Raw genomic sequence first — 16,035 nt, forward strand, 5'->3', positions numbered from 1 at the left:
ATTGTTCCGTTGCACTACCTTGCGTGTTGCGGGGGTGGCATTTGTACGGTCGCGCTATGCTTGCAAAAGCGTGTGAAGATTTGCCGCGTCGGGCCGATACACTGCCTATCAAAGGAGAATCCCCATGCGAACCCTGATCGTTCTGGCGATTGCCGCCAGCGTCGTTGGCTGCACCCGTTGGTCGATGGACCATCACCTGAACAACGCCTACCGCGCCTATGATCGTGGCGATTGCCAGCGGGTGATGCTCGAGCTGTCCCAGGTCGATCGGACCAGCCGCGCGCGGCCGTTCATCCATCCTGAAGTGGCTCTGCTGCGTGGCCAATGCCTGGAGCGGCAGAAGCTCTACGTCGATGCTGCGCAGACCTACGAGTACCTGGTTCAGCGCTACCCGCAAAACGAGTACGCCTACCGCGCCCGTGCGCGTCTGCTGACGCTGGAAAAGCTCGGCCACTATCGCCAGCCTGCCGTGGCCAGTCCGGTGCATACCACGCCTTGGCGCTAACACCAAGGTGTCATTGATTTCACGAGATTCGCCACAGCGGCTGGGCTAAGCTGTATCTTAGCTGTAACAGCAACCGCCAGTACCTCGTATTCCTGGCCGCGGAAACGGGACACTACCTGTCATCATGTTTATCCAGCGCCACATCCAGCGTCACCAGTTGCCTTGTGTACTCAAGGTCTACAACCGCTTTACCGATCAGCAGATCGGCTACCTTGGCAATGCCTCCGAAGACGGTTTGATGCTGATCAGCTCGCTGCCGGTGCTGGTCGGGCCCGACTACGAACTGCAGCTGCGCGTGCCCTTGCCCGGCGGCGCCTGGCAGTTTATCAACCTGTCGGCAAGCTGCCTGTGGTGCCGCGAAGACCAGACGCCCATGCATTACGACTCAGGCTTCATGCTGCTACAGGCACCGCGCGAGTACGATGAGTTCGTGCATTCATTGCGTGACTTCTTCAGCTTCCGCCCTGCCGCCAACGCTTCTGCCTGACCCTGGCGACACATTCTGCCTGCATTAGAGGTGCGAACTGCCCGCCCGGGCCGCTAGACTCACGGTCGACCTAGCTACAGGACGAACCCGTGAGCTCCAGCATCTTCTGGCACGACTACGAAACCACTGGTATCAACCCGCGTTGCGACCGGCCGTTGCAACTGGCGGGGCTGCGCACCGATTTCGACCTCAATGAGATCGAAGAACCGGTCAATCTGTTCTGCCAACCGTCGGCAGATATTTTGCCGCATCCGATGGCCTGCCTGGTCACCGGCATCACTCCTGAGCAACTGGCCAGCAATGGCCTGTGCGAAGCCGAGTTCATGACCCGTGTGCATCAGCAACTGGTGCGCCCTGGCACCTGCGGCGCCGGCTACAACACCCTGCGCTTTGACGACGAGGTGACCCGTTACAGCCTCTATCGCAACTTCTTTGACCCCTATGCTCGCGAGTGGCAGGGCGGCAACAGCCGCTGGGATCTGATCGATGTGGTGCGCACGGCCTATGCCCTGCGCCCTGAAGGCATCGTCTGGCCGCAGCAGGACGGGCGCACCAGCCTGCGTCTGGAATTGCTCAGCAAAGCCAATGGCATCGATCATGGGCATGCTCACGAAGCGCTTTCCGACGTGCGGGCGACCATCGCTCTGGCCCGATTGATTCGGGATAAACAGCCAAAGTTGTATGACTGGTTATTTCAGTTGCGCAGCAAGCATAAAGTCATGGAGCAGATTCGGCTATTGCAGCCATTGGTACATATTTCCGGGCGTTTCTCCGCTGAGCGAAATTACCTCGGCGTGGTACTGCCGCTGGCCTGGCATCCACGTAACCGCAACGCACTGATTGTGTGCGACCTGCAGTTGGAAACCTCTCCGCTACTGCATGAAAGCGCCGAAACATTACGCAAGCGTTTGTACACTCGGCGTGACGAATTGTCCGACATGCAATTACCGGTGCCGCTCAAGTTGGTGCAAGTCAACCGCTGCCCGGTACTGGCACCGCTGTCGGTATTGCGCCCGGTTGACCAACAACGATTAGGGATTGATCTGTCCCTGCTGCAAGCACGCGGCGAGCAACTGGCACAGCAACAAAACGTCTGGCAAGACAAACTCGCCGCGATTTACAGCGCCGAAGAATTTGGCGCAAGCGACGACCCCGAGCAGCAGTTATATGCAGGCTTTATTGGCGACCGTGACCGCCGTCTGTGCGAACAGGTGCGCGTGGTCGACCCGGCGCAACTTGGCCGATCACAATGGATGTTCGATGATCCACGGCTGCCTGAACTGTTATTCCGCTACCGGGCGCGAAACTTCCCCGAGACCCTGGATGAGCCAGAGCGACAGCGCTGGCTGCAGTTCTGCCAGCAACGTCTTGGCGACCCTGCGGCGGGCGCGCCGATTACCCTGGAGGGTTTCGAAAAGGCCCTGCAAAGCGCATGGGCAACAGCTGACGAAGGCGGGCGGCAGGTACTGCTTGCCTGGCAGCAGCATGCCGAGAAACTGCAGCAGTCGTTTGTACTGTAATGTGTCCAGACAATAAAAAACGCCGGCAATAGCCGGCGTTTTATTCAAGGCAGCAAAGCGGACTTATCAGTCCAGCAGGGTTGCCCAGCCTTCAACCACATCGCCACCCCATTTGGCTTTCCATTCTTTCAGGGTCTTGTGGTTGCCGCCTTTGGTTTCGATAACTTCACCATTGTGCGGGTTCTTGTATTGCTTGACCTTGCGCGCACGCTTGGTAGTGGTGGTCTTGACGCCGCCACGTGGGGCCTTGCTCAGTTTCGATTCCGGGTCGAGCAGGGCGATCACATCACGCAGCGATTTGGAATATTCGCCCATCAGGGTGCGCAGCTTGCCTTCGAATTCCAGCTCTTTCTTCAGCTTGTCGTCTTGCGACAGGTTGGCCAGACGAGCTTGAAGTTCTTTGATGGCTTCTTCTGTGGCGCGGTATTCGTTGATCAGAGACATGAAGTGTTCCTTAATAGTGCATGTACAGGGAGTCAGTGGGCTAATAATAGACAGCCGCTAGTCTCAAGTAAACAATAATCAAGGCACGCTCGCTTAAATAGGCGAGTGTTAACAATGTATTCAGGTTAAGAAAAATTTACATATCACTGGCGGCGTCCGCCGCTGTCATGCTCGGCGCCGCAGCGATGGCTGAACAATTGCCGAGCGGCGCGGCCCGTGCGGCAGCTGCTGATGATTACTGTGTTTTTTCTGCCAGCTCGCTAGAATATGCGCCTTTGCGAAGTTCCTGGAGTCTCATTCATGCGCACCTATCGACTGGTGATTGCCTGCCCCGACCGTGTCGGCATCGTGGCAAAAGTCAGTAATTTCCTGGCTCTGTACAACGGCTGGATTAACGAAGCCAGCCACCACTCGGACGAGCAGAGCGGTTGGTTCTTCATGCGCCATGAGATCCGCGCCGAGTCATTGCCGTTTGGGATCGAGGCCTTCCGTGAAGCATTCACGCCGATTGCCGAAGAATTCTCGATGATCTGGCGGGTCACCGACTCGGCGCAAAAGAAGCGTGTGGTGCTGATGGCCAGCCGCGAGTCGCACTGCCTGGCGGATCTGCTGCATCGCTGGCATACCGATGAGCTGGACTGTGATATCCCTTGCGTGATTTCCAACCATGATGACCTGCGCAGCATGGTCGAATGGCATGGCATCCCGTTCTACCATGTGCCGGTCGACCCGAAAGACAAGCAGCCGGCGTTTGCCGAAGTCTCGCGTCTGGTCGAAAGCCATGGTGCCGATGTCGTAGTGCTGGCGCGCTACATGCAGATCCTGCCGCCACAGCTGTGCCAGGCCTATGCTGAAAAAGTGATCAACATTCATCACAGCTTCCTGCCTTCGTTCGTCGGTGCCAAGCCTTACCACCAGGCCGCCCTGCGTGGCGTCAAGCTGATCGGTGCGACCTGTCACTACGTCACCGAAGAGCTGGATGCCGGCCCGATCATCGAACAGGATGTGGTCCGCGTCAGCCATGCCGACAGCATCGAAGACATGGTGCGTTTCGGTCGCGACGTGGAGAAGATGGTGCTTGCCCGTGGCTTGCGTCATCACCTCGAAGACCGTGTGTTGGTGCACGGCAACAAGACCGTGGTGTTCGACTGAGAGGAGGGCGGGCCAATGGCGGATCCACTCGACAAGGCCGCGGCCAGTGCGCTGCCGACGCTGGGTGAGGGCTGCCTGGCTCGCTTCGATCCTGACGCCATGAGCGACGAGCACGGCACCGAGTTTGTCGGTGCCGCCGAACTCTGGCGGCAGCTGCTCAATCCATTTGCTGACGGCGCCAGCGCTGGAGTAGCGGTCGCCCCAGCAGGCAGACAAACACCGGCCCCCCGGCCAGTAGGTAAAAGTAATAAGTAACAGCGCGCCAGAGCAAGATCGCCGCTGCCGCCGTCGAGCTGCCCACCAGTGGTGTCAACAAGCTCGCCGATGTCAGTTCGGCAGCGCCGGCCCCGCCCGGCAACAGGCTGAACTGACCAGCACTCAGCGCCAGCATCTGCACCAGAAAGCTGGGTATCCACGCCAGCTCCACGCCAAGCCCGCGAATCACCAGATACAGCACGCTGAAGCGCAGGCTCCAGTGCAGGCACGTCAGGCTGAATACCAGCGCTAACGTACGTTTTGGCAGCCGCCAGGTCTGCGCCAAAGCCTTGATGAAGCTCAGCAGCTTGCGCGCCCAGCGGCGCCGACGTTTTTCGCCCATGCCGACCCTGCGCAGCAGGCGGCCATTGAGCCGCATGATCTGCCGCCGATAGCGCAGCAACAGTACGATCAGCACCAAGGCTGCACACAGCATCATTGCGCTGCCCATGAGCATGCCTTGTTGGCTGCGGCCCAGGCTGTGGCTGAGCGCGTAGCCGGCAACGGCGAGCATGGCGCAGAAGAAAAACAGCAGATCGTTCAATTGATCGATAGCGAACACCGCGCCGCTGCGGGCCGCACCGATGCGCTCGCGCGCCAACAGCGCCATCAGCGCCAATGGCCCACCGCTACCGCCTGGGGTGGTGCAGATGGCAAACTCGGTGGCCATGATCACCCCAAGACTGCGCCAACGCCCCAATTGCGCACCTTGCTCACCCAGCAGCAGGCGCAGACGTGCCGCATTGATGATCCAGCACAGCAGGATCATCCCCAGCAGGGTCGCCATCAGGCTCGGGGAGAAGCTCTGCAGTCTGGGCAGTAGCTCGGCGCCGCCGAGCAATGCCGGCACCAGCAGGGCCAGCACCAGGGCCAGCCCAAGCCAGGCATAGCGCTTCATGCCGCGACCTGGCGGTCCAGCCAGGCTGACTTGGTCAGAGGCTCGCGGCCTTGTTCGATGAGCGTTTTCAACGTTTGCAGCCAGTAATCGCGAGAGCTGCGATGGCGCATGTCGACTGGGTGCAGGCCCAGGCGCAAGGTTGGCGCACTTTGCCAGCGTTGCAGCTGCGAATTGCACAGTGCCCGCGACAAGCCCCGACGCCAGGCACTGCGGGCGCTCCAGACCAGGCCAGGTGCGTCTATCGCGGTGAATTCTGGTAGCCGATAGAGGTGCTGAGGCGTGCTGGTGTAGCGCAATGGCAACTGGCGCAGGGCCTGGCGGGTGCCCTCACTCATCAGCCAGGCCGGGGCGACGAAGCCCGCCACCGGCCAGCCCTGGCTATTGAACAGCTGCAGGCCCGCTTGCAGGCGCTGCAACGCCTGAGCTTGTTCCAGCGCATAAAATTCACCTTCATGCGTATAGATCCGGCGCATGAAGAAGTCCCGCGGCGTGCGTGGCGTCGGCCCGAGGTCGGCGTGGTAATAGCCATGTAGCGCCAGCTCGTCGCCCTGCTGCAGGCGCCAATCTAGCAGACGGCAGAAGGTCGGCGAGCGCTCGAGAGCATTGCGCTGATGAAAGTCGGGCACCACCAGCCAAGTCATCGGCACGTTGCCCAGCTGGTCGACCGCCTCGACAAACGGCTGGTAGTCGGGCCAGGTCTCCGGCGCCACGTCGTGCAGCACCAGCATCACGCTGCGCTGCCCGGTAGTCTCTTCAAGCATGTGCACGCACCAGTGGCTGATGGCCGAGCACGGCTTGGTAGTGCTGCAGCAGGCCGTTGACCACGTTGTCCCAAGAGTAATGCTGCTCGACATGCCGGCGTGCCTGCTGGCCAAGCCGGCGCACGCCGTCCTCGAATACCTCGCGTACGGTGGCGGCCATGGCCTGGCCGTCGTTTGGCGGGCACAGGCGGCCACATTGCTCGGTGACTATTTCGCTGAACGCGCCGGCGCGCACTGCGACAACCGGGGTGGCACAGGCCATGGCTTCGAGAATGACCAGGCCAAAGGTTTCCTGATCACCGGCATGCACCAGCAGGTCGGCACTGGCCATCAGCCGCGCGACTTCCGCCAATGGGCAGAAGTGATTGATCACGCTGACGTTGGCAGGCACGTTGCTGGGCATGGCCGAACCCACCAGCAGCAGGTGATAGTGAGGGCCGAGGTGACGCATGCAGTCGAGCAATACCGGCAGGTTCTTCTCGCGCGAGCCGCGCCCGGCAAACACTAGCAGGCGGGTGGTGTCGGGGATCCCCAGTTCCGCCCGCAGGCGGTTGTCGCGCTGCTCCGGGTTGAACGTGCTCAAGTCTACGCCCAGCCGCTGCACATGCACGTCGCGCACGCCCAGCCGACGCAGTTTGTCGGCCATCACCTGGCTTGGCGCCAGGACCCGGTCGAAGTTGCCATAGAGCTTGCTGACGTAGGCCTCGACGTTGGGCGTGAACCAGTTGCCCATGCGATTGCCCACCAGCAGCGGCAGGTCGGAGTGATAGAAGCCGATTACCGGCACATCTAGCTTGCGCCGCGCTTCCAGCGCTGCCCAGGCAGTCAGATACGGGTCGCCGACTTCGATCAGATCAGGCTGCAGCTCGCGCAACACCTTGCACCACGGCGCCAGGCGGACCGGGAAGCGATAGCCCTTGCCGAACGGCAGTGGCGGGGACGGCACCCGGTAGACGCCATCGGCGTGGCTGGCGCTGGCGCCAGGGATCAGCAGGCTGTGGTGAACGCCAGTCATGGCGTCGAGACGGCGGTGTTTGGCATCAAGATAGGTACGCACGCCACCACTGGCGGGTGCGTAGAACATGGTGATGTCGGCAATGTGCACGATCAGCATCCCTCCGGGGATCGACTTCAGGTCTGTCATGCGCGGTAACAAAGCGGCGATGACATGCCTAGAGGTTGACCTCCTGGAAGAATAGTTTGTTCGATCGAGGTTGGCCCGGGCGCGCATCGGCATTATTGCCGGCAAGCCCGTGGCCAAGGCCCCCGCCGCCAGTATCGAAATGGCGGCGGGGAGGGTTGCACCCGGAGGTCAGATGCGGAAGCTGCCCACCAGCTGTTTCAAGCGGCTGGCTTGCTGCTCCAGATCCGAGCAGGCGCGCAGAGTAGCCTGCAGGTTTTCCACACCTTCCTGGTTAAGCATGTTGATTTCGCTGATGTCCATGTTGATCGAATCGACCACCGCCGTCTGCTCCTCGGTTGCCGTGGCCACCGACTGGTTCATGCCGTCGATCTCGCCGATGCGCACAGTCACGCTTTCCAGGCGCTCCCCGGCCTGGTTGGCAATCTGCACACTGTCCTGGCTGTGACGCTGGCTCTGGCCCATGGTCTCGACCGACTCTCGGGCGCCGACCTGCAGCTCTTCGATCATGCCCTGAACTTGCTGCGCCGACTCCTGGGTGCGGTGGGCGAGGTTGCGCACCTCATCGGCGACGACGGCAAAGCCGCGGCCGGCTTCGCCCGCGCGGGCAGCCTCGATGGCGGCGTTGAGCGCGAGCAGGTTGGTCTGCTGCGAAATGCTGGTGATCACTTCGAGGATCTGGCCGATGTTGACGGTCTTGCTGTTCAGCGTTTCGATCTGCGCGCTGGAGCCAACGATCAACTCCGACAGGCGGTTCATCGCGGCAATGTTGCGGTCGACCACCTGCTGACCTTCTTCGGCAAGATGCCGCGCCGAGGTCGCGTGCTGCGAGGCCTGGGCAGCATTGCCGGCGATTTCCTGGGCGGCAGCGCCCAGCTCGTTGATGGCGGCGGCAACGCTGTTGGTGCGGTTGGACTGCTCGTCGGAGTTGGTCATCGACGAGTTGGAGGCGCTGATCACCCGCAATGCCACTTCGTTGACCTGTTCCGTCGCCGAGGACACCTCGCGGATCGAGCTGTGAATACGTTCGACAAAGCGGTTAAAGGCGCTGCCGAGTACGCCGAATTCATCCTGGCTGTGAATGGTCAGGCGCTTGGTCAGGTCGCCTTCGCCCTGGGCAATGTCTTCCATGGCGCGGGTCATGGTGTGCAGTGGCTGCAGCAGCACCCGAATCAGCAGGCCGAGCAGGGCAATGATGATCACAACCGCGACGAGCGTGGCGATCACCGCCGATGTGCGGAAGGTGCTGAGCATGGCGAAGGCTTTGTCTTTGTCGACCGACAAGCCGATGTACCAGTTGGCCGCAGGCAGGCCTTTGATTGGGGTGAAGGTGACCAGGCGGTCCTTGCCGTCAGCGCTGACTTCGGTCAGTTCAGCGGAAAGCCGTGGTGTGTTCTGCGGGAACAGATCCGACAGCGGCTTCATGACCAGGTCTTTGTCCGGATGAACCAGAATCTTGCCTTGGTCGTTGACCAGGAAGGCGTAACCCATGCCGCCGAAGTTCAGCGAGTTGATGATCTCGACCAGGCCGTCGAGCGCCAGGTCTCCGCCAACCACGCCAACGCTGGTCGAAACCTTGCTGATGATGCCGATGACCATCTTCTGGGTGGCCATGTCGATGTACGGCTCGGTCAGGATCGCGCCGTTAGCAGCCATGCCATCCTTGTACCAGGGCCGCACACGCGGATCGTACCCAGCCGGCATCGGCGAGTCGGGGCGCACGCTGAAACCGCCATCGACCTTGCCCACATAGACTGTGAGGAAGCTTGAGATCAGGGCATTCTGGCCGAGCAAGATCTCTGCGTCGGCGGGCGCCTGGGCGATGTTCTGCGCCAGGTTTTCTACCAGCTTGATCCGGCCATCGAATAGATTGCGCACGTTGGTCGAGGTCGATGCGCCCATCTCTGTCAGATAGTTTTCCAGATCCTGGCGAATCGCATTACGCTGCAGGTAATCGTTGTAAAGGGTGAACAAGCTGAACGCGAGTATCACGATAAGCGATGCGGCAATAAGGATCTTGTGGCTGAAACGAAGGCTTTTGTTCATGGCGTGATCGGTTCCGCTAAGGTGATATCGGGTCGTTCGCACAAAGCGCTGAAAACAGTGCAACTAGTCCCGCAAGTCACTTTGGGGATGTTCCTGTCTTTAAGGCAATTATCACCAAGACATATCGGCCGTTATTCGGCAAAGCTTGAGGAGAGGATGAAACAACATGTCAGATTCTTCGCAAATCGTTGTAGGGGCGGGAGCTGACGGCCAGCCTGTCAGCCAGGCCATGCGCCTGGCCAACCGCCACGGTCTGGTGGCCGGTGCCACCGGCACAGGCAAGACCGTAACCCTGCAGCGCCTGGCAGAAGTCTTCAGTGACGCGGGCGTGGCCGTATTCGCTGCCGACGTGAAGGGTGACCTGTGCGGCCTCGGTGCCGCCGCGACGCCGCAGGGCAAGGTTGCCGAACGCATTGCCGGGATGCCATGGCTGGGGCACAGCCCGAAGGCGTATCCGGTGACCCTGTGGGACATTGCCGGCAAGTCTGGCCATCCGTTGCGTACCACGCTCAGTGAAATGGGTCCCCTGCTGCTGGGCAACCTGCTGGAGCTGAGCGACAGCCAACAGGCTGCCTTGTACGCAGCGTTCAAGGTGGCAGATCGGGATGGTTTGCTATTGCTCGATCTGAAAGACCTCAAAGCCCTGCTCAATCACCTCAAGGACAATCCGCAGGTGCTTGGTGACGACAGTGCGCTGATGACCAGCAGCTCTACCCAGGCGTTGTTACGGCGCCTGGCGACCCTTGAGCAGCAGGGCGCCGAGGCATTGTTCGGCGAGCCGGCCTTGCAGCTTGAAGACCTGCTGCAGCCGACGGCTGATGGCCGTGGGCGCATTCATCTACTTGACGCCAGCCGCTTGGTGCATGAAGCGCCCAAGGTCTACGCGACCTTCCTGCTGTGGCTGCTGGCTGAGCTGTTCGAGCAGTTGCCCGAGCGCGGGGATGCGGAAAAACCACTGCTGGCGCTGTTCTTCGATGAGGCGCACTTGCTGTTCAATGGCACACCCAAGGCGCTGCAGGATCGCTTGGAGCAGGTGGTGAGGCTGATTCGCTCGAAGGGCGTTGGGGTGTACTTTGTCACCCAGTCGCCCGCGGACCTGCCTGATGCAGTGCTGGCCCAGCTCGGCTTGCGTATTCAGCATGGCCTGCGAGCATTCACCGCCAAGGAGCAGAAGTCGTTGAAGGCGGTTGCCGATGGCTTTCGAGCGAATCCCGCTTTTTCCACCCTTGGCGTGCTCACCGAGTTGGGCATAGGCGAGGCGCTGGTCGGCACCTTGGAGGACAAGGGCACGCCGGCGATGGTCCAGCGCGTGCTGGTCGCCCCACCACAGTCGCGGATCGGGCCGTTGAGCAGTGCCGAGCGCGATGCATTGCTCGCAGCCTCCAGCCTGCGGGGCCGTTACGACCAGCCGATTGACCGTGAGTCTGCCTATGAAATGCTCACCCAGCGTAAAGGTGAGCCGGCCGAGCCGGTGCCGCAGGCCAAGCCTGAGCAGGACAGCTTCGCCGATAAGGCAGGGGAGTTTTTGCAAGGTGCGGCGGGACAGGCGATCAAGTCGGCAGTGCGTCAGGCGGCCAACCAACTAGGCCGGCAGCTGATGCGTGGGCTGATGGGCTCGTTGCTGGGCAACAAGCGGCGTTGATCCTCGCTTGCGGTCGGCAACAACGAAAAAGGCGCCCGCAGGCGCCTTTTTCAGATCATCGCAATGTGCTTCAGCTGATCGCCTTGGTGGCCAGCCAGAACAGCCCGGCAGCCAGACCGACCGTTGCCGGCAGGGTCAGTACCCACGCCAGCAGGATGGTCTTGACGGTGCCGCCTTGCAGGCCGCTCTTGTTGGCGACCATGGTCCCGGCTACGCCCGAAGACAATACATGGGTGGTCGATACCGGCAGGCTGAACACGTTGGCCATGCCGATCGCACAGGCCGCGGTGATCTGCGCCGACATGCCTTGGGCATAGGTCATGCCCTGCTTGCCGATCTTCTCGCCGACAGTCAGTACCACGCGTTTCCAGCCGACCATGGTGCCCAGGCCCAAGGCCAGCGCAACCGCGACGATCACCCAGAACGGTGCATATTCCGTGGTGGCGGTGAGGTCTTTGCGCAGTTTTTCCAGGTCGGACTTCTCACGCGGCTCAAGGCCCGGCAGCTTGCCGACCTTTTTCGCGGTGTCGTCCAGGCACAGCAGGTAGCGGCGCACTTCGACGCGCTGCTCGGCGCCCAGCGCGCGGTAGTCGGTCACGCCTTGCAGCGACGATTGCAGCGCGGCAATGGTCGGTTCGGTTTGCTGCGGGTTGCAGCTGAACTTCTCCGGCAGATCGCCCGCCTGGGCTTTGCCCAGGGCCAGGAACTCGCCCAGCATCGCTTCATTGCGCTGGTAGAACTGGCTCAGGTGCAGGGTTGCATCCCGGGTGCGTTCGATCTGGTAGGTGGTGCTGTTCAGGTCGAGTACGAACTTGTCCGGGACGATGCCGATCAGCACCAGCATGATCAGGCCGATGCCTTTCTGGCCGTCGTTGGAGCCATGCACAAAGCTCACGCCCATGGCCGAGATCACCAGTACCAGGCGGTTCCAGAACGGTGGATGCTTCTTGTCGTCGAGCTTGCGGCGCTGCTCCGGTGTCTTGTGCATCTTCGACAGCGGGCGCCACCACTTCAGCCCCAGCAGAACCAGCGCCGCCACGGCAAAGCCGGCCAGTGGCGAGAGCACCAGCGACATACCGATGTCGATTGCCTTCTGCCAGTTGACGCCATCACCCAGCGGGATGTCGCTGATCAGCGCGTTGGCCAGGCCGACACCGAGGATCGAGCCGATCAGGGTGTGCGAACTCGAGGCCGGGATACCGAAGTACCAGGTGCCCAGGTTCCAGGCGATGGCCGCGGCCAGCAACGAGAAGACCATGGCCAGGCCGTGACCGGTGTTCACATTGATCAGCAGTTCCACCGGCAACAGGTGGACGATGGCATAGGCCACGCCAACGCCGCCAAGCAGCACGCCGAGGAAGTTGAACACGCCAGAGAAGAACACGGCGAGGTGCGGGGGCATGGCTTTGGTATAGATGACAGTAGCTACCGCGTTGGCGGTGTCATGAAAGCCATTGATGAACTCGAATGCGAGTACAAAGGTGAGCGCGAGCACCAGGCTCACTACTACCCAGGCATCCAATCCGCTGAATAAATCGATCATGAAGGTTTTCTGGCGGTCGTAGGGGGGCCGGATTATGCCAGAAAACCATGGCAGCCGATGCACCCCCGGCAGACCGATGGCAGCAAAAAAAGCCCGGTACGGTTACCAGTGCGCTGCACAAGGAGCGATATTTTTTGGCGTAAATTCCGCCAAGTGCTCTAAACGCCGGCGAATTTACGCAAAGCGCGTACCTTCACGCTCATTCAAACGTCTGTATGAAATTTGTGTAATTCCATTTCATGGGCGGCTAGGACGCTGCCTTGGCGCTACTCGACACAGTCAATGCCTGGCCTGAATGCTCAGGCCTCGTCGCCGCGCAGGTCCTTTTCCATCTTTTCCAGTTCCTGGGCGAATACCTGGTCCTGGACAGTCGCGCGTTTGCGCCACGGTTTGCGCTCGGGTTCGGATTGAGCGGCGTAGGTGGTGACTTCACCACCGTACACATCCTTGAAGCGTTCGGCCTGGCGCTCGAGCTCGGCGCGCAGTTCATCTTTCGTCACAGTAAATACCTGACTAGTTAGAGTAAAGACTCCGGCTTCGACATGCAGTATCGGGCATGCGGCCACGCAACCAGAGCGAGTGTGCTGTCGCAGCGACAGGGTTCAAGCAAGCAGGGCATCAGAGCATACGATTTTAGGATCAAGGCTATATAGGGAGGCGGGGAGCCGGCTATCGCCGATCTGGCATGCTCGAGCAGTGATTCAAATGATTCAATTGTAGCAACCGGCTGAAGTTTGATCATCGGTCTTCACTGATAGTGAAGCAAGACTTTGACGATGAGCAAGTAGCAGGTGATCTCATCATTTGTACTGCAAGAACTTGGAGTGGAGAGAAACGATTAAGTTCGTATTGCAGCACAGAAGGAATAATAAACGGCCCCGCGTCAGCGAGGCCGTGCCTGGGGACTTCTACGGTGGGTACCTGACCAGTCTCTCCAAAGAAGCCACATGTGGCAGGGGAAAGGTATAAGCAAAAGTGTCAGCGGTCAATTGCGATTATCGGCCGTTCGTTCGATAATCGCACGAAGCGCCCATTATTTTTCGAGGTCAGCCATGAGCGACGAAAGCTTGCCCACCGTTTCCCCGATGCCCGAGCGCACTGGCTCTGCAGCGATGGCGCCGCCCATCGTTGCCTCACCGGCCAAACGCATTCAGGCCTTCACCGGCGATCCGGACTTCATGACCTCACTGGCGCGCGGCCTGGCGGTGATTCAGGCGTTCCAGGAGCGCAAACGGCACCTGACCATCGCGCAGATCAGCCACCGTACCGAGATCCCCCGTGCAGCGGTGCGTCGCTGCCTGCACACGCTGATGAAGCTGGGTTACGCCACCACCAATGGGCGGACCTATTCCTTGCTGCCCAAGGTGCTCACGCTTGGCCATGCCTATTTGTCTTCGACGCCGCTGGCGATGTCGGCCCAGCCTTATCTGGACCGCATCAGCGACCAACTGCACGAAGCCGCCAACATGGCCACCCTCGAAGGCGATGACATCCTCTATATCGCCCGCTCGGCCACGGTCGAGCGGTTGATCTCGGTCGACCTCTCGGTGGGTGGCCGGCTGCCCGCCTATTGCACCTCGATGGGGCGGATTCTGCTGGCCGCGCTGGACGACGCCAGCCTGCACGAATACTTCGATCGCGCCGATCTCAAGGCCCGTACCAGCCGCACGTTGCATGACAAGGAGTCGCTGCTTGCCTGCATCCAGCAGGTTCGCGCGCAGGGCTGGTGTGTGGTTGATCAGGAGCTGGAGCAGGGCCTGCGTTCGATTGCCGTGCCTATCTACGATGCCTCGGGGCAGGTACTCGCGGCGCTCAACGTCAGTACGCATGTCGGCCGGGTCACCCGCAGCGAGCTTGAGCAGCGGTTCTTGCCGATCCTGCTCGCCTCGAGTCGGGATCTGTGCACCCAACTGTTTGGCTGAACCGCGAGTGCTGCGCAATCTACTGTTCGATAAACGCCCATACTTGCGGCCAACGAATTGCGCAGCCATCGCGTGCTGATTAATGTTTCTCGCAACGGTCGGCTGTGCCGACCGAACAAGAACAACATGCGAGGCAACACCATGATCACTGTCTTTTCTGAGCTGCGGGCGTACCCGCATCCAGTGTCGTTGTATCCAGGCTGACGCCAGGCCGTAACCGTCTCTTCGCAACCCGCGGCAACAGTGCGCCAGGGTTTTGCTTGCGCCGATTTTCTGGATAACAACAATGAACAAACCGCAAACCAACGTCGGCAGCTGCCTCGACGTTCAGTCCTTTATCAATCAGCAGCCGCTGTCGCGCTATCAATGGCGGGTAGTGATCCTGTGCTTCCTGATTGTCTTCCTCGATGGCCTTGATACTGCCGCCATGGGCTTTATCGCTCCGGCGCTGTCACAAGAGTGGGGTATCGACCGGGCCAGCCTCGGGCCGGTCATGAGCGCCGCGCTGATCGGCATGGTATTCGGCGCGCTGGGCTCAGGCCCGTTGGCTGACCGCTTCGGCCGCAAGGGTGTGCTGGTCGCTGCCGTGTTGGTGTTCGGCGGCTTCAGCCTGGCTTCGGCCTACGCGACCAATGTCGACCAGTTGCTGATCCTGCGCTTTCTGACCGGCATTGGCCTCGGCGCTGGCATGCCCAACGCGACCACGCTGCTGTCTGAATACACCCCGGAACGGCTCAAGTCGCTGCTGGTGACCAGCATGTTCTGCGGTTTCAACCTGGGCATGGCCGGGGGCGGCTTCATGTCGGCGAAACTGATCCCGGCCTATGGCTGGCACAGCCTGCTGGTTGTTGGCGGCGTGCTGCCGCTGATTCTGGCAGTGGTGTTGCTGTTCTGGCTGCCGGAGTCGGCGCGTTTTTTCTGGTAGTGCGCAACCGCAGTATCGACAAGATCCGCAAGACCCTGGCGCCGATTGCGCCGGCAATCGTCGCCAAGGCTGCCAGCTTCAGTGTGCCGGAACAGAAAGTGGTCGCCGCGCGTAGCGTGTTTGCGGTGATCTTCTCCGGCACCTATGGGGTGGGCACCATGCTGTTGTGGATGACCTACTTCATGGGTCTGGTCATCGTCTACCTGCTGACCAGCTGGCTGCCGACGCTGATGCGCGACAGTGGCGCGAGCTTGGAGCAGGCGGCGTTCATCGGCGCGCTGTTCCAGTTTGGCGGTGTGCTCAGTGCGGTCGGTGTCGGTTGGGCGATGGACCGTTACAACCCGCACAAGGTCATCGGCGTGTTCTACCTGCTGGCCGGGGTGTTTGCCTACGCGGTTGGCCAGAGCCTGGGCAACATCACCATTCTGGCAACGCTGGTGCTGGTCGCGGGTATGTGTGTCAACGGCGCGCAATCGGCCATGCCGTCCCTCGCCGCGCGCTTCTATCCGACCCAGGCGCGGGCTACCGGGGTATCGTGGATGCTCGGCATCGGCCGCTTCGGGGCGATTCTCGGGGCATGGAGCGGGGCGACCTTGCTCGGCTTGGGCTGGAACTTCGAGCAGGTGCTGACTGCGCTGCTGGTGCCTGCGGCGCTGGCCACGGTCGCTGTGATCATCAAAGGCTTGGTAAGCCACGCCGACGCAACCTGATGCAGCTTGGGCAACGACCGCAGGCCGCTCGTACAGCGGCTTTGCGGCATTGAACAGCAATGGATAGCACAACAACAAAATGTT

14 protein-coding genes and 2 pseudogenes are annotated in these 16,035 nt (G+C 60.9%); 8 read left to right on the forward strand and 8 right to left on the reverse strand.

The genetic code is table 11. The annotated features are described in order from the left end of the window. The first annotated feature begins 124 nt into the window (after window positions 1-124). From M2396_RS16270 to sbcB, 3 genes are all read left to right on the forward strand, one after another. A complete protein-coding gene (locus M2396_RS16270) occupies window positions 125-505 on the forward strand; it encodes a hypothetical protein (protein ID WP_101321957.1) in 381 nt (126 codons plus the stop codon). Between the two features lie 124 nt (window positions 506-629). Next, window positions 630-992: a PilZ domain-containing protein gene (locus tag M2396_RS16275; protein WP_101321956.1), complete on the forward strand. Its 363-nt coding sequence runs from the start codon at window positions 630-632 to the stop codon at window positions 990-992. Between the two features lie 89 nt (window positions 993-1,081). After that, window positions 1,082-2,512, forward strand: coding sequence for an exodeoxyribonuclease I (gene sbcB, locus M2396_RS16280; RefSeq protein ID WP_188036609.1), 1,431 nt, complete (start codon window positions 1,082-1,084; stop codon window positions 2,510-2,512). A 66-nt stretch (window positions 2,513-2,578) separates the two neighbouring features. Here sbcB and mvaT read toward each other — a convergent pair whose 3' ends face one another. Continuing rightward, a complete protein-coding gene (gene mvaT / locus M2396_RS16285; RefSeq protein ID WP_101321954.1) occupies window positions 2,579-2,956 on the reverse strand; it encodes a histone-like nucleoid-structuring protein MvaT in 378 nt (125 codons plus the stop codon). Between the two features lie 300 nt (window positions 2,957-3,256). Between mvaT and purU the strand changes: the two genes are divergently transcribed. Both purU and M2396_RS16295 read left to right on the forward strand, forming a co-directional pair. Further along, window positions 3,257-4,108, forward strand: a complete 852-nt coding sequence (gene purU / locus M2396_RS16290; RefSeq protein ID WP_101321953.1) for a formyltetrahydrofolate deformylase — start codon at window positions 3,257-3,259, stop codon at window positions 4,106-4,108. Window positions 4,109-4,123: 15 nt separating this feature from the next. After that, window positions 4,124-4,363 carry a hypothetical protein gene (locus tag M2396_RS16295; RefSeq protein ID WP_101321952.1) on the forward strand — a complete coding sequence of 80 codons (240 nt, stop codon included), beginning with the start codon at window positions 4,124-4,126 and terminating at the stop codon, window positions 4,361-4,363. On the opposite strand, the gene M2396_RS16300 is transcribed toward M2396_RS16295, so the two are convergent. From M2396_RS16300 to M2396_RS24395, 5 genes and pseudogenes are all read right to left on the reverse strand, one after another. After that, window positions 4,266-5,261: a lysylphosphatidylglycerol synthase transmembrane domain-containing protein gene (locus M2396_RS16300; protein WP_101321951.1), complete on the reverse strand. Its 996-nt coding sequence runs from the start codon at window positions 5,259-5,261 to the stop codon at window positions 4,266-4,268. The two genes, M2396_RS16295 and M2396_RS16300, sit on opposite strands and share 98 nt — an antisense overlap. Next, on the reverse strand, window positions 5,258-6,022 hold the full coding sequence (locus M2396_RS16305) for a DUF2334 domain-containing protein (protein WP_101321950.1): 765 nt from the start codon (window positions 6,020-6,022) through the stop codon (window positions 5,258-5,260). Before M2396_RS16305 ends, M2396_RS16300 begins: the two co-directional genes overlap by 4 nt. Then, entirely contained in the window at window positions 6,015-7,136 is a 1,122-nt protein-coding gene (locus M2396_RS16310; protein WP_259076231.1) for a glycosyltransferase family 1 protein, read from the reverse strand. Before M2396_RS16310 ends, M2396_RS16305 begins: the two co-directional genes overlap by 8 nt. 198 nt (window positions 7,137-7,334) lie before the next feature. After that, entirely contained in the window at window positions 7,335-8,099 is a 765-nt protein-coding gene (locus tag M2396_RS24390; protein WP_371411621.1) for a methyl-accepting chemotaxis protein, read from the reverse strand. A gap of 93 nt (window positions 8,100-8,192) precedes the next feature. Beyond that, window positions 8,193-9,209 (reverse strand): annotated as a pseudogene (locus M2396_RS24395) (cache domain-containing protein); the annotation flags it as partial. Between the two features lie 166 nt (window positions 9,210-9,375). Here M2396_RS24395 and M2396_RS16320 point away from each other — a divergent pair. Then, window positions 9,376-10,851: a helicase HerA-like domain-containing protein gene (locus tag M2396_RS16320; protein ID WP_101321947.1), complete on the forward strand. Its 1,476-nt coding sequence runs from the start codon at window positions 9,376-9,378 to the stop codon at window positions 10,849-10,851. Between the two features lie 70 nt (window positions 10,852-10,921). On the opposite strand, the gene M2396_RS16325 is transcribed toward M2396_RS16320, so the two are convergent. Together M2396_RS16325 and M2396_RS16330 are read right to left on the reverse strand one after the other, a co-directional pair. Further along, the gene (locus M2396_RS16325; protein WP_101321946.1) at window positions 10,922-12,394 is read right to left on the reverse strand and encodes an inorganic phosphate transporter; all 1,473 of its coding nucleotides are present in this window, start codon (window positions 12,392-12,394) and stop codon (window positions 10,922-10,924) included. A gap of 299 nt (window positions 12,395-12,693) precedes the next feature. Further along, on the reverse strand, window positions 12,694-12,894 hold the full coding sequence (locus tag M2396_RS16330) for a hypothetical protein (RefSeq protein ID WP_101321945.1): 201 nt from the start codon (window positions 12,892-12,894) through the stop codon (window positions 12,694-12,696). 552 nt (window positions 12,895-13,446) lie between these two features. Here M2396_RS16330 and pcaR point away from each other — a divergent pair. Together pcaR and M2396_RS16340 are read left to right on the forward strand one after the other, a co-directional pair. Beyond that, window positions 13,447-14,316 (forward strand): pca regulon transcriptional regulator PcaR, encoded by an 870-nt coding sequence (pcaR, locus tag M2396_RS16335; RefSeq protein ID WP_101321944.1) that lies wholly within the window; start codon window positions 13,447-13,449, stop codon window positions 14,314-14,316. 286 nt (window positions 14,317-14,602) lie between these two features. Then, window positions 14,603-15,951 (forward strand): annotated as a pseudogene (locus tag M2396_RS16340) (MFS transporter). The last annotated feature ends 84 nt before the right edge of the window (window positions 15,952-16,035 follow it).

Origin of the sequence: Pseudomonas sp. BIGb0278 (genome assembly GCF_024809895.1) — a bacterium.
In the GTDB taxonomy this organism is placed as follows: domain Bacteria; phylum Pseudomonadota; class Gammaproteobacteria; order Pseudomonadales; family Pseudomonadaceae; genus Aquipseudomonas; species Aquipseudomonas shirazensis.